This window comes from Wolbachia endosymbiont (group B) of Parapoynx stratiotata (assembly GCF_947250635.1).
Lineage (GTDB): Bacteria > Pseudomonadota > Alphaproteobacteria > Rickettsiales > Anaplasmataceae > Wolbachia.
In genome coordinates, this window is sequence record NZ_OX366335.1 from 44788 (window position 1) to 58827 (window position 14040).

General features: G+C 34.2%; 16 protein-coding genes. 7 read left to right on the forward strand and 9 right to left on the reverse strand.

Features of this window, described 5'->3' with window-relative positions:
* Positions 1–67: 67 nt before the first annotated feature.
* On the forward strand, positions 68–1222 hold the full coding sequence (gshA, locus tag OOT12_RS00240; RefSeq protein ID WP_264375135.1) for a glutamate--cysteine ligase: 1155 nt from the start codon (positions 68–70) through the stop codon (positions 1220–1222).
* A gap of 3 nt (positions 1223–1225) precedes the next feature.
* Here gshA and OOT12_RS00245 read toward each other — a convergent pair whose 3' ends face one another.
* The 3 genes from OOT12_RS00245 to OOT12_RS00255 all read right to left on the reverse strand — a co-directional run bounded on the left by OOT12_RS00245 (position 1226) and on the right by OOT12_RS00255 (position 3793).
* On the reverse strand, positions 1226–2020 hold the full coding sequence (locus OOT12_RS00245; RefSeq protein ID WP_264375134.1) for a hypothetical protein: 795 nt from the start codon (positions 2018–2020) through the stop codon (positions 1226–1228).
* 61 nt (positions 2021–2081) lie between these two features.
* On the reverse strand, positions 2082–3035 hold the full coding sequence (hemH, locus tag OOT12_RS00250) for a ferrochelatase (protein WP_007302167.1): 954 nt from the start codon (positions 3033–3035) through the stop codon (positions 2082–2084).
* Positions 3032–3793, reverse strand: a complete 762-nt coding sequence (locus OOT12_RS00255; protein ID WP_264375133.1) for a hypothetical protein — start codon at positions 3791–3793, stop codon at positions 3032–3034. The genes hemH and OOT12_RS00255 overlap by 4 nt, the downstream gene beginning before the upstream one ends.
* A 105-nt stretch (positions 3794–3898) precedes the next feature.
* On the opposite strand from OOT12_RS00255, the gene ndk reads away from it, so the two are divergent.
* The 6 genes from ndk to folD all read left to right on the forward strand — a co-directional run bounded on the left by ndk (position 3899) and on the right by folD (position 8669).
* Complete coding sequence (ndk, locus tag OOT12_RS00260) at positions 3899–4318, forward strand: nucleoside-diphosphate kinase (RefSeq protein WP_264376549.1); 420 nt, start codon at positions 3899–3901, stop codon at positions 4316–4318.
* Between the two features lie 120 nt (positions 4319–4438).
* On the forward strand, positions 4439–5617 hold the full coding sequence (locus tag OOT12_RS00265) for an aspartate aminotransferase family protein (RefSeq protein WP_015587994.1): 1179 nt from the start codon (positions 4439–4441) through the stop codon (positions 5615–5617).
* A 68-nt stretch (positions 5618–5685) separates the two neighbouring features.
* Positions 5686–6963, forward strand: coding sequence for an HlyC/CorC family transporter (locus tag OOT12_RS00270; protein ID WP_029237684.1), 1278 nt, complete (start codon positions 5686–5688; stop codon positions 6961–6963).
* A gap of 9 nt (positions 6964–6972) precedes the next feature.
* Positions 6973–7230 carry a DUF2312 domain-containing protein gene (locus OOT12_RS00275; protein WP_006014634.1) on the forward strand — a complete coding sequence of 86 codons (258 nt, stop codon included), beginning with the start codon at positions 6973–6975 and terminating at the stop codon, positions 7228–7230.
* Complete coding sequence (locus OOT12_RS00280) at positions 7223–7798, forward strand: UbiX family flavin prenyltransferase (RefSeq protein WP_264375131.1); 576 nt, start codon at positions 7223–7225, stop codon at positions 7796–7798. The genes OOT12_RS00275 and OOT12_RS00280 overlap by 8 nt, the downstream gene beginning before the upstream one ends.
* Positions 7782–8669, forward strand: a complete 888-nt coding sequence (gene folD / locus OOT12_RS00285) for a bifunctional methylenetetrahydrofolate dehydrogenase/methenyltetrahydrofolate cyclohydrolase FolD (RefSeq protein ID WP_264375130.1) — start codon at positions 7782–7784, stop codon at positions 8667–8669. The genes OOT12_RS00280 and folD overlap by 17 nt, the downstream gene beginning before the upstream one ends.
* A 99-nt stretch (positions 8670–8768) precedes the next feature.
* On the opposite strand, the gene OOT12_RS00290 is transcribed toward folD, so the two are convergent.
* The 6 genes from OOT12_RS00290 to OOT12_RS00315 all read right to left on the reverse strand — a co-directional run bounded on the left by OOT12_RS00290 (position 8769) and on the right by OOT12_RS00315 (position 14005).
* A complete protein-coding gene (locus tag OOT12_RS00290) occupies positions 8769–9476 on the reverse strand; it encodes a cell envelope biogenesis protein OmpA (protein ID WP_264685281.1) in 708 nt (235 codons plus the stop codon).
* 103 nt (positions 9477–9579) lie between these two features.
* Positions 9580–10167: a hypothetical protein gene (locus OOT12_RS00295; protein ID WP_264375128.1), complete on the reverse strand. Its 588-nt coding sequence runs from the start codon at positions 10165–10167 to the stop codon at positions 9580–9582.
* A 108-nt stretch (positions 10168–10275) separates the two neighbouring features.
* A complete protein-coding gene (leuS, locus tag OOT12_RS00300) occupies positions 10276–12735 on the reverse strand; it encodes a leucine--tRNA ligase (RefSeq protein ID WP_264376551.1) in 2460 nt (819 codons plus the stop codon).
* A gap of 4 nt (positions 12736–12739) precedes the next feature.
* On the reverse strand, positions 12740–13330 hold the full coding sequence (locus tag OOT12_RS00305) for a murein hydrolase activator EnvC family protein (RefSeq protein WP_264375126.1): 591 nt from the start codon (positions 13328–13330) through the stop codon (positions 12740–12742).
* A gap of 52 nt (positions 13331–13382) precedes the next feature.
* On the reverse strand, positions 13383–13709 hold the full coding sequence (locus tag OOT12_RS00310; protein ID WP_264375125.1) for a MerR family transcriptional regulator: 327 nt from the start codon (positions 13707–13709) through the stop codon (positions 13383–13385).
* Entirely contained in the window at positions 13706–14005 is a 300-nt protein-coding gene (locus tag OOT12_RS00315) for an integration host factor subunit alpha (protein ID WP_007302154.1), read from the reverse strand. Before OOT12_RS00315 ends, OOT12_RS00310 begins: the two co-directional genes overlap by 4 nt.
* Positions 14006–14040: the final 35 nt, after the last annotated feature.

Here is a 14040-nt window from a genome sequence, read left to right on the forward strand (position 1 = left end):
ATTCGTTATATTATATTAAGATTATAACTTATAATATAGTACTTTTCTTATAACATTTAAAGTGTAGATGCAAAACATAATTCATCCAAATCTGGAAAAAGATATAAATAATTGGTTCGAAACAAAATTTAATGGTTTTACATTACCATTTTATAGCTCCATAGATCTTAGGAATTCAGGCTACAAAATTGCCCCAGTGGACGCTAATTTATTTCCTGCAGGGTTCAACAATCTAAGTGAGACATCAAGAGCAACAGCAGCAAAACTAATAAAAAGTTATTTTGAAACAAAACAATATAAAAAGACTCTTATAATACCGGAGAATTACACACGAAATAAAATGTATATAGAAAACGTATTTGTTATAGAGAAAGTACTGCAACTCGCAGGTTTTGAAACTAGAATTGGCCTCTTTCATAATGAAACGTACAATTTAATAGAACAGTATGAAACTGTTGTGAAAGAAAACTCTTTGCTGAAGACAACTTCAGGATTTGTGCCTGATGTGATTATACTGAACCGTGATATGACGAGCCACATTCCAGACACGCTAGAAAACGTAAAACAAGAGATAGTGCCAAGTCCATTATATGGCTGGCACAGTAGGCAGAAATTTCAATATTTTGAAATCTATCAAAAATTAGTGTCCGAATTTTGTGGCGAATTTAAAATGGACCCATGGCTTATTTCTGTGCTTACAGAAAGCTGTAATGGAGTTGACTTTAATGATGATTCATCACTAGGAGCAGTAGCGACTAAAGTTGACCAAATATTATCTCTAGTGCAAAAAAAATATGAGGAATATGAAATAAAAACACAACCTTACGTTTTTATCAAAGCAAGCAATGGCACATATGGAATGGGCATTATAACAGCAACAAGTGGAAAGGAAATATTAAATCTCAATAAAAAAAAGCGTCATAAAATGAAAAAGATAAAAGAAGGAATAGCAATCAATAGTGTTATTATACAAGAAGGTGTACCAACTATTGACATATTTAAAAGTAGTTCTGCAGAACCGCTAATATACTATATAGGAGATACTCCAACATGTTACTTATACCGATGTAATAGCAGGAAAGATGTATATTCTAGCTTGAATTCCACTGACTGTGAATTTTATGACATCAGCCAAGAAAATAAAACTCTGCCACTTTGGAACATTGTTAGCAAATTAGCAGTATTAGCATTGGCAGTAGAAATAAAATCTTTTCATCTCTAATTATTAAATTTCTACAATGCTGCCATTATGTTGAGTATGGTGAGCGTCATCAAGTCCAGTAGAAGGATCAGTACCATTATTAGGTTGATTGACAAACTTATCGATGTTTGATACTAGATATGCTATGCTTAGTATCAAACTGACCATAACAGTTAAGTTGAAATTATAGATTATGCCACCACCCAAGTCTATTGGTATGGTTGGAAGTTCCATTCTTTTTAATATGAAGCTTAACAAGCCCAATGACAAAGCGAATGTGCTAAAAATAACTTCTTTGCCATATTTAGCAGACTTTTCAGAATCCTTATTATCTAGATACTTCTTCCATGTATAATAACAGTTTATGCATTCTGAAAAGAGAAATAGAACTGCTGATGTTAAGCTAATATAACTTATTACATCCTTGTTGTTTCTAGCTAAGAAATGAATGATTTTTGTCTGCATCAATATTCCTATGACACAGTTTGCCAAGAAGGCTAAGCTACCCACAACCTGTATTGGTTTTTCAGGTTCATTTCCCCCTTTACCATTCTGAAGTTTTTTAGATTTATATCCAGCTAAATTGAGACCAAAGTGAAGAGCAAATATTATTGATGTTGGTAGTTTTATGAACTTAGAAATATCTAATATAGTACAAATATTGGATCTGTTGTTATCAATAAACTCGCAACAGAATTGCAATGAAATTTTACACAATATGCCTGTTAAACCTACTGCAATACAATACATCTTTCTAATATCATGATTGTGAGCATCATGTATACTTTCTATAAATGTATTTGGCTTACCTTTTGGCATAAGTAGATAATAAAATAATAACTTTTTAATATTATACTATAAAAATCTAAAAAGAAAAGTGCTATAAATCAGTACTTTGAGAGTGATCTAAACATAAATCGGCCAAGCACTTGATAAATAAGAGATCAGTACTGAGAGTTGGTACGCGAAAGTAATATCCGTCTTTGATAATTGCTTTATACTCTATATCAAGTTCAACCAGTGTTTCAGAATGCTCAGAAACAAAAGATATAGGTGATAAAACTACAGGTATATTATCGTCTTTTGCGCGTGATAGCTCACTTTCAGTGCTAGGCTCCAACCATTTTACAGGGCCAACCTTACTCTGATAACATATTCCCCAATCAAGATCTTCAATATTCAATTTTTTTACTATTAATTTTACTGTTTTTTCTATCTGTGAAGCGTAAGGGTCGCCTTTTTTAATGATACTAAGAGGTAAGCTATGAGCCGAGAATAGGACTCTTGGCTTACCGATTTTGCTAGCTAATTTATAATATTTAGACGTCAGATTAACATGAGCTTCAATAAAGTCTTCATTGTCATAATAATGGTGAATTGTTTTTGTGTTACATTCCAGTTTGGCATTTTTTTGCCAATTCTCGATGGATGATAGAGTTGTGGTGGTTGAATATTGCGGATATAGTGGTAACAGAATGATTTCGTCAGGGTCGAATTGCTTTACGCTTTTAACAACTTCATCAGCAAATGGATGCCAATAACGCATGCAGATGAATATCTTATATACATGGTTTCCATTTTCATTTAATTTTAGTTCTAAAGCATCAGCTTGTGCTTTCGTATTCTCCAAGATTGGCGATTTACCTCCAATGTGCTCGTATATTTCTTGTGCAGTACTTTCTCGCCTTTTGGAGATAAACTTTGCTAAAAGGAAGCGAAAAGGATTTGGTAGATTTATTATTCTTTTATCGTAAAAAAGATTAAATAAGAAAGGACGGACCGCACTTAGTGAATCAGGTCCGCCTAGGTTAAATAAGATTACTGCCTTCTTCACTGACAGCACCTTTCTTCAGGTTTGCCTATAAAATCAGCTACACACTCATCAAGTTTAGTTACAGGCACTAAATTTCTCACACTAGCATACAATAGATGGCCAGATCTCTTCACGTTACTCTGTGTAGATACAAAGTTTCTATCAAAAACCACATCAACACAAAAACTTGGCACTGCTTCAAAAAGTTCAACAGCAGCCAAAGATATCATTATGCAGCTTTGTAGAGCCTTCAGAAAAATCGTAAGGGGAAAAAGTAAAACCCTAACAAAGAGAGAGGGAGGAATTTCACTCATTAGTTGTCCTGGATTAGGAGAATTATACTCAATATGCTGTCTGTTTTTATCAAAGATAGGAAATTTTATAATGTCTTTCTTAAATTCCTGCTCTATTTCTTTCTTGGTATGATTTTCATTATTAGTCATTTTTTTCAATAACTTTTCACGCAAGTGAAAGGTTCTTACAACAAAACATGTTGCAACCATCAGTGCAGCACATATAAGTGCGCACTCGATAAGGCTTATGTTGCCTACCATAGCTGGTAATACAAAGCAAAAAAACAGCGGTATGGCAATCATTTCACCAAATGGAACAACGTTCCTTTTCATCGCAAAAGCGGCACCTCCTTTTAATTTTGTATTATTGTGTAAGCTATACTCTAAATAACTTAAAAATGCCAAATTAAAGGTTAAAAAACCTTTTGTTCCGCAGAAAATTGATGATTTAAGATTATTCACTAGTTTCTTACGACAGTAAACCATAAACTACCCCTTGATGTTTTATTCTTGACTATAAATAAAAAATCTCTTTGATGGAACAAAAATTCACAATAAAGTAAATATACGATCTTAATATAAGGAAATGATATGGCAATTGAGAGAACACTTTCGATATTAAAACCTGATGCAGTAAAAAATAATATTACAGGCAGTATAAATTCTTACATTGAAAAATCTGGACTAAAAATTATAGCACAAAGAATGATGCTGCTGACAAAAAAACAAGCAGAGCTGTTTTATGAAATTCATAAGGATAGGCCTTTTTTTGAAGAGTTGGTGGAATTTATGACTTCTGGGTCTGTGATAGTTCAAGTTTTAATTGGTGAAAATGCAGTCAGTAAATACAGACAAATCATGGGTGCTACAGATCCAAAACAGGCAGATAAAGGTACAATTAGGGGTGATTTTGCTAATGATATTAGTGAAAATAGAGTGCATGGTTCTGATAGTCTAGAGAACGCTCATAGAGAAATAGCTTTCTTTTTTGCTGAATGTGAATTGGTGTAGTTTTACTTTTTTACATATTAAATTTCTGAGTTTTATGTTGAACTGTATAATATTAGCCCAATTTTTAGTTTAAGCAATATTAAGGGAAAGCTTTTTCATGCACTATAGATAATATTTAAAATGGATCATGTTGTTAACGCTTATAATAGATCTGAAGCTTCTATAGTTAGAGGAGAAGGAGTATATCTCTTCGATAAGGATGGTAAAAAATATTTAGACTTTGCTGCAGGAATTTCTACAACCTCTCTAGGGCATTGTCATCCATACATTACAGATAAACTGAAGGAGCAACTGGATTCATTATGGCACTGCTCTAATATTTTTACTATTCCTCAGCAGGAAAGGCTTGCTCAGCGTTTAACAGAACTTACCTTTGCCGATAAAGTTTTTTTCTGCTCAAGTGGACTTGAAGCAACAGAAGCTGCAATTAAATTTATTCGCCGCTATTTCTACTTAAATGGACAAGAAAAGCGCAGTCACATCATTACAATTGAAGGAGGTTTTCATGGCCGCAGTATTGCTGCAATTTCAGCTGGGGGAAATGAAAAATCACGCGAAGGTTTTGCTCCACTCCTTTCTGGTTTTGATAAAGTTCCAAGAAATAACATTGAAGCATTAGAAAAGAAAATCAATAGCGAAACAGCTGCCATATTTTTAGAGCCCATACAAAGTGAAGGCGGAGTACATCCATTGGACGTAGAGTATCTTAAAAAAGTAAGAGAGATAACAAAAGCTCAAGGAATAATTTTATGCTTTGATGAAGTGCAATGCGGATATGGACGGATTGGCTCTCTATTTTACTATCAAAATATAGGAGTTGAACCTGATATGCTCACTTGTGCGAAGGCTATGGGTAATGGGTTTCCTCTGGCTGCATGTTTAGTAAAAGATTATATAGCAGAAGCAATCACTCCAGGAACTCATGGGTCAACTTATGGAGGTAATCCACTTGCTATGACTGTTGGTAATGCAGTACTCGATGTAATGCTAAAGGAAGGCTTTTTTGACCATGTTAAGAAGGTCAGTAAATATCTAAAAGAAAAGTTGTTGCCTTTGACTGAAGAATTTCCGAAGATCGTTTCAGAAGTTCGTGGGGAGGGTTTATTGATAGGGATAGAGCTTAGAGTACCGTTGGCTGATAAAATTGTTAAACAATCTCTTGACAAAGGCTTAATAATGACTAAAATTTTAAATAATAGGGTAATAAGAATAACTCCTCCACTTGTTGTTGAGAATATGCATGTGAATGCAGTGTGTGATATATTTCATGATTTATTTTTTTATATTAAAGATATATAGACTTGCAAATGCTTCTTACAACATATAAAATCAACTCTGTTTCTATATCGCAATAACATCATACTTTAATGGATTGGTTATTGATTTCAGTATTGTCAGCAATTTTTTTCTTATTGATTTTATCGTTTTTGTTCTCAGGAGCAGAAATAGGGTTAACCTCAATTAGCCGATCCCGAGTGAATAAACTAAAGCTAGAAGGTAACAAAAAAGCTAAGATAATAGAGCTTTTGTTAGGTAAAAAAGAATTAACAATAGGAACAATATTACTGTGTAATACAATTATTAACATTACTTGCTCTGCTTTATTTACAGTAATATTTATAAATTCTTTTGGGAGTGAGGGCATATTTCTTTCAACATTCATGATGACGTTTTGTATTTTGCTATTTTGTGAAGTTTTACCAAAAACTTACGCCATGCAAAATCCTGAAAAATTTACATTACTTTCTGCTTATTTTATGCTGTTTTTTGTCAAGGTTCTTTCTCCATTGACATTAGGCATTCAGTTTATTGTCAATATCATTCTGAAGTTATGTGGGCTTCATAAGAATAGGGAGGTAATATCTGCAGCAGATGCAATGCGTAATATGATTACTCTTCACCGCAGTGAGGGCACTATGTTACAACAGGATTTAGATATGCTAAATAGTATACTTGATTTGGCTGAGACAGAAATATCACAAATTATGACCCACAGGAGAAACTTATTTTCTCTTGATATAGATCGAAACAAAGAAGAGTTAATAAGAGAGATTTTAACCAGTAGCCATAGCAGAGTACCTTTATGGCAAAAAGAACCAGATAATATTGTTGGAGTGGTTCACGTGAAAAATCTAATAAATGCCTTGCGTGAAAAGGATAATAAAATAGAGATTGCCAAAGTTATGTCAAAGCCTTGGTTTATACCAGAAAGTACGCCACTCAGTGTACAACTTCACAACTTCCGTAAAAACAGGAAACACCTTGCATTTGTTATTGATGAGTATGGAGCACTACAGGGAATCGTAACTCTTGAGGATATACTGGAAGAAATAGTTGGAGAAATTTCAGATGAACATGATTTGATCACAGAGAATTTTATAAAAAAGATATCCGATAATATGTATCACATAGAAGGAAAATCTACTATTAGGGATATTAATAGACAGTTACATTGGGATCTTCCTGATGAAGAAGCTACAACTCTAGCAGGTATGATTGTAAACGAGATAGAGCGCATTCCTGAAGAAAATGAAGAGTTTTCCATGTACGGTTTTTACTTTAAGATTTTAAAAAAAGATAAAAATATTATTACTATGATTGAAGTACAAGTAAAAACTGATAATACTGTAGTAGCAATTAATTAGTTGGGTTCTATGGAAGATACAGTAAAAATAACGGCTGAAGATTTGAAGAGCTATATAGAGAGAATCGAAAAACTTGAACAAGAAAAGAGGGATGTGCAAGATCACATTCGTGATGTATATGCAAAAGCTGCAGATGAAGGTTGGGATATAAAAGTGATGAAACAGATTATTAGGCTAAGAAAGATGGATGATGATGACAGGGAGGAACAGGAAATATTACTTGATACCTACAAACGTGCATTGGGAATGAATTACGAAGGTGAATAGTAGGATTGTAATTGGAATAAGTGGAGCATCTGGTTCTATTTACGGTGTACGGATTCTAGAGGCACTAAAAAATACCAATCATGAAACTCATTTAGTGATCAGCAGTGCTGGAAAAATAACTATAGCTCATGAGATTAAAGAAAAACTTGAAGATATTATATCGCTTGCAGATTTTTACTATTCTGAAGAAAAAATAGGAGAAAAAATAGCAAGCGGCTCATTTAAAACCTCAGGTATGGTTATTGCTCCATGTTCTATGAAAACAATGTCTGAAATAGCATCGGGGGTGACTTCCAATCTATTAACAAGGGCTGCAGATGTAACTCTAAAAGAAAGAAGAAAATTAGTTCTTATGGTGCGAGAATCTCCACTACATCTTGGACATCTCCGAAATATGTTAAAACTAACGGAGATGGGAGCAATTATTGCTCCGCCGATGCCTGCTTTTTATATTAAACCAAAATCTTTGGATGATATTGTAAATCATGCTGTTGGTAAAGTATTGAATTTATTTGATATCTCATTACCTGACTTCAAGGAGTGGCAAGGAAATGTCAATTATTATTAACGGTAAAAAAATAGCAAATGATCTCTGTGAGGAGCTATCAAAAAAAATTGATATTTTAAAGAAAGAGTATAATGTTTTTCCTTGTCTTAAAGTAATTCTTGTGGGTAGCAATCCAGCAAGTCAGGTCTACGTTCGTAATAAACAAAGAAAAGCAGAATCAATAGGCATAAGTTCTGAAACTATTGTTTTGCCTGATAGTATCTCAGAAGATGAATTGATTGAAAAAGTTAATACATTAAATGAAGATTCATCTGTGCATGGAATTTTAGTTCAGTTGCCTTTGCCAAAGCACATCAGTGCAAGCAGGATAATTAATACAGTAAGTGTTGAAAAAGATGTAGATGGCTTTCATGATGAGAATGTTGGCAGGTTAGTTAAAGGTGAAAAAAATTGTCTGATACCTTGTACTCCCAAAGGTTCTTTGCATTTAATTAAGTCAGTTGAAAATAATCTGTCCGGTAAAAATGCGGTAATCATTGGCAGATCAAATATTGTGGGTAAGCCAATGTTTCACCTATTGTTGCAAGAAAATTGCACTGTTACCATCTTGCATTCACAAAGTAGGGATTTAGCTGATTATTGCTCTAAGGCGGATATAGTAGTTGCAGCAGTTGGAAAGCCAAATTTTGTTCAACCAGATTGGATAAAAGAAGGTGCAATAGTAATCGATGTTGGCATAAATAGTGTGAATGTAGGAGAGCAAACAAAGCTTGTAGGCGATGTTGACTTCGAAAGAGTAAAAGAAAAAGTCAAAGCAATTACTCCAGTACCTGGTGGAGTTGGCCCGATGACAATAGCATTTCTTATGATCAACACTTTAGTTGCTGCTTGCTTACAGAAGGGAGTTGATCCTTCTGATTTTATTGCTTAAGGTTTAGCTTAATGTTAGCATAAACAGAATACCTTTGCAAATAGCACATATATAGCACCAAGCATACAACTGTGTATAGGGATTCAAAGTGTTCATAGCTTAAAAATTATAACGTATACCTACTTCTATGATTGCATCTGGTTTTTTCATCGGTGGTTTAAAGCCACTTAATTGACCGCTTGCAGCAATAGCAACTGTGCCAACTATCTGCGGAATAATTTCACAATCAACACCTAACTTTACTTTATAGGAAATAGCACCCAGTATTTTATCTAGTGTTTCATTTTGACCTGCGGCTGCGGCTACAGTTGCAGCTGAATTTACTGCATTTGTATCCTCACCAAGACCAAAAGATGGCAATATTCGAATATATCCACCCAGACCTATACTAGCATATAATTTAATGGGATCAATTTCAAGATCAGGATAGTAAAGGTAATTTGCCAATAAACCAGCTCCTACTTTCCTATTTTGTGCATTAGTTATATCACTTATGTTAGCAAGAACCTCAAGTTCAAACTTAGAACTTTTGTTATGATGATAACCAAAAACAACGCTAGGTTTCAATTGAAAGCTTTCACCCCATCGAGTCCCAAAGTTTAAACCTACATAGTAATGATCTTCGTACCGGTCTTCATATCGATCTTCGTATTGATCTTCATACTGGTCTTTGTATTGATTTTCATACTGATCTTTATGTTGATCTTCATATTGGTCTTCTAACTCACTTGTACCATTACTAGCTGTACTTGCTAAAGCAATCAACACAGCGAACACTTTCATCGTTCTCATATAATTCATACACATTACTTCCTTAAAACAGACTGGAATAAGTGTTCAAACATGCTAGCAGCAAGTTTTGAGCATTGCTTATGGTTACACCTAAACATGTACACAATGCCATCCAGCATTAAAAACTATAACGTACTCCTACTTCCAGCATCGCATCTGGTATTTGTTTTGCTTTTAAACCACTCAGTTGCCCGCCTACGGTTAAAGCAGCTGTACCAACTATCTGTGAAGCAACTTCATAATCAACACCAACCTTCAGTTTGTACGAAATAGCACCCAGTATTTTATCTAGTGTTTCAGTGCCAACAATCTCAAAAGGATATACTTGTAGATGTCCTCCTAAACCTCCACTGACATATAGTTTCACAGGATCAATGTCAACGTCAGGATAATAACGATAATTAGCTAATAAGCTAGTTCCCATTTTCTTGTTGTCCTTTCCTTCTGCATCCTTACCTCCAAACATATCACTTACGTCAGTGAGAATCTCAAGTTCAAACTTAGAGCTTTTATCATAATTATAACCAAAAACTAAGCCAGGTTTTATTTTTAATCCAGTGCCCCATCCACCACCAAAGTTTAAACCTGCGTAGTACTGCTCTTTTGCACTATTACTAGCTGCTTTATTACTAGCTGCACCTGCTAGAGATGAAGTGAGCAACACAGCTAAAACACACAATCCTTTTATTTTCATATAACTACCCATACAAAAAAATATATAATGCACAAGTATATATCCTTTATATTAAAAAAGATATAACCGCATATCAAAAAAAGTATACCTACGAAATTAGGGACATGCTACTCAAAATTTTTATATAACTATGTTTACTACCTTATTTGGTACAGCATATATAGTGCGAATTTTGCTTTGATCGATTTTGTTAGATACAGAATCTGTTGCTATTTTCTTCAATTTTTCTTGAGGTAAATCAGTTGCCACTTCAATGGTCGCACGTAACTTTCCATTGATCTGTACTGCCACAGTTACCATATTATCAATTAGTAGTGATTCATCAGCTTTTGGCCAAGGTTGCATATATAGCATGCCTTCGCCTCCTATTTTTTGCCATAAATTTTCAGCCAGGTGTGGCATGAATGGTTCGATTACTCTAATTAGTATACATACACCTTCATCAATAAGAGATTTTCCAGTTTTTACGTCTATTTCAGCTATTAAATTTGTCATTTCACGAAACTTTGCTACCACACAGTTTAATCTGCAGTTTTCCAAGTCATCTGTAAGCACTTGCAATAGTTTATGGATTTTTTTTCTGTACTCTAGGAGTTTACCTACAATGTTTTCATTATCATAGTGTATGTTTACGGGCCTAAGTTGCACTACCATACGCCACAATTTATTTATGTAGCGAAAACAACCTTCCACGCCATCATCAGACCATTCCATATCTTTTTCTGGGGGGGTATCGGATAATACAAACAAACGAGCAGTATCAGCACCGTATTTTTCTATGATAAAGTTTGGGTCAACTGTATTCTTCTTTGACTTACTCATCTTTTCGACTTTTCCAACTTGGATCTTAGCACCCTTCGCAATCAACTCTTTTGCTTCTTCGGGAAAGAGCCATTTGCCATTCTCATCTTTATAAGTTATATGGCAGACCATTCCTTGAGTGATTAAAGTAGAGAAAGGCTCTTTAACGTCAAAATAGCCACATTTAGTTAAAGCACGGCAGAAAAACCTTGAGTAAAGCAAATGTAGAATTGCATGTTCTATTCCACCTATGTAATAATCAACAGGCATAAAACGATTACAAGTATCTTTATTAATCGATTTATTTTCACTGCAAAATGCAGCAAAATACCAAGAAGATTCAAAAAAAGTGTCAAATGTATCAGTTTCACGTTCTGCTTGCTTTCCGCACTTTGGACAATCAACAAATTTCCAGGTTGGGTGCTTATCCAGGGGATTACCACCACTTGTAAATTCTACATCCGTTGGTAGAACAACAGGGAGGTCTTTTTCTGGAACTGGAACAATTCCACAATCTTTACAATGTATAATAGGTATAGGACATCCCCAATAACGTTGCCTTGAAATTCCCCAATCGTGTAGACGATAGTTTATTGTTTTCTTACCTATTCCTTTTTCTTCAAGTTTTTTTATGATTACTTTTTTTGCCTCATTAATCATTAGTCCGTTTAAGAATTCAGAATTGAACATCACTCCATCACCGAAGTACGGTTCTTTTAAGATCTCTGTGGTCTCTTCACAAACTACAGGAATAATCGGTAAACCATACTTCTGTGCAAATTCAAAATCACGCTGATCATGTGCAGGGCAACCAAAAATCGCACCTTCTCCATACTCCATCAACACAAAATTCGCTATATAAATTGGTAATTCCTTGTCGAGAAATGGGTGCCTGACGTTCAGTCCAGTGTAAATTCCAATTTTTTCATCATTCTCCCCCTTTGCCTTCATATTACCAATAAAGTCTCTTATTTCTTTGTCTTTAAGGTCTTGTACAATAGGGTGCTCTGCTCCTACTGCGAGAAAAGAAGCTCCAAATAAAGTATGAGGAGAAGTTGTAAAAATCTTTAACTTCTTATTCAAGCCAACTATTTCAAAATCTATAGTTGCCCCTTCAGATTTTCCTATCCAGCGCTCTTGCATAGTTTTGACTTTTTCTGGCCAATTTTTTAAACTTTGCAGACAATGAAGCAAATCTTCAGCAAAATCAGTAATCTTTAAAAACCATTGGAATAACTTACGTTTTTCAACAACTGCACCTGATCGCCATCCTTTTCCATCAACCACTTGCTCATTTGCAAGCACTGTTTGGTCCACTGGATCCCAATTAACCCACGACTCTTTTCGATAGGCAAGACCATGCTTTAAAAAATCCAGAAAAAATTTCTGTTCGTGTTTGTAATAATCAGGCTCACATGTGGAAAGCTCGTGATTCCAATTGTAGGAAAGACCTATAGATTTTAGCTGTGCACGCATATTGTCTATATTCTCTTTTGTCCACGCCGCAGGGTTAATATTATTGTCCCTTGCTGCATTTTCAGCTGGTAATCCAAACGCATCCCAGCCAATTGGGTGCAAAACCTCAAATCCATGAGCTCTCTTGTAACGTGCTATAACATCTCCTATTGCATAGTTACGCAGGTGCCCCATATGAATCTTACCAGATGGATATGGAAACATTTCCAACACGTAACATTTCTTCTTTTTACTATCTTTGCTTACAGAAAAATCCCACTTATTTTGGTAGAATTTTTCAACGTTTTTAAAATTATATTTCATAAATTCAATCACAGTTTATATGTACTAAAGGATCGACTGCTTGACCATTATGCCTTATTGTGAAACACATCTGCGGATCTTTATCTTGTGTGCTTGATTTACCTGCAGATCCAATTACTTGACCTTGTTTTACTTTATCACCAATTTCAACTTGTATATTTTTTAAATAGGAGTACATAGTCATGTAATTATCTTTATGTTCCACTATAATTAAATTTCCGTACCACCTCAGGCCTTTGCCTACGTATATTACTTTGCCAGGTGCAGAAGCAATAACCTTTGTTCCACTTTGAGCAGTAATTTTTATGCCATCTTGACATATTTTATCAGAAGAGGTAACTGCACCTTTAACCGGTATTACAAATTTACACATGTTTTGTGCATTATTGTTATATACCTTATCTACAAAGGCTTTTCTACTTTCTTTTCGCAGCGAAGAATCAACATTTTCTTTAATCAAATGATACTCCCTTGTGTACTCTAGGTCTCTTTTCCCATAAAATTCTTCGCCTTTAAGTAGTACAGGTGCAGGTTTTTGCAGGCCACAGCTTATCAGTATTGCTGATAATATAAAGAACAAGGCTATACGACACATACACTTATCTCTAGATATATCAACTTTCACAAAACTTTATAGTGTTTTTCGTCTATTTATTACTTTCTTCATTTATTTTATCAGTCAAATAGTCTCTTAAATCGGTAAGTTCTTGCAACAAATTTCTTGAATAATGATCAATTCTTACATCGTTACCAAATTCCTTTTGTACTCCTTTTATTGTATATCCTTTGTCATATAGCATATATTTTATTTTCTTTATTGCCTCTATACACTTATGATCATATAGTCTTCTTCCCTTCCGTTTTATGGGTTTAATTTGATGGAATTGACTTTCCCAGAATCTTAAAACATGCTGCTCCAAATGTAGTTCTTCAGCTACTTCTCCAATTGTGTAAAATAATTTTTTCTTATTCATCGGTTGTTTATTAATTTTTTCATCATTTTTGAAGGTCTAAAAGAAATTGATTTTCTCGCTTTAATTACTACCCTTTCCGATGTCTTTGGTATATTTCCTGGTCTTTCTTTCTTGTTTTTAACCAAAAATGTTCCAAATGAAGATATTTTTACTATTCCATCCTTTGCTAAGCTCGTTTTTATCTCATCCAATATATCATCTATTATTGCAATAGAGTCTTCTTTCGATAATCCAATTTCCTGGTTTATACATTCAGCTATTGTTGCCTTAGTTACAGTTGTATCTTTTGTTGTCATAATTTATTACAGTATGTTAATATAATATAACAATC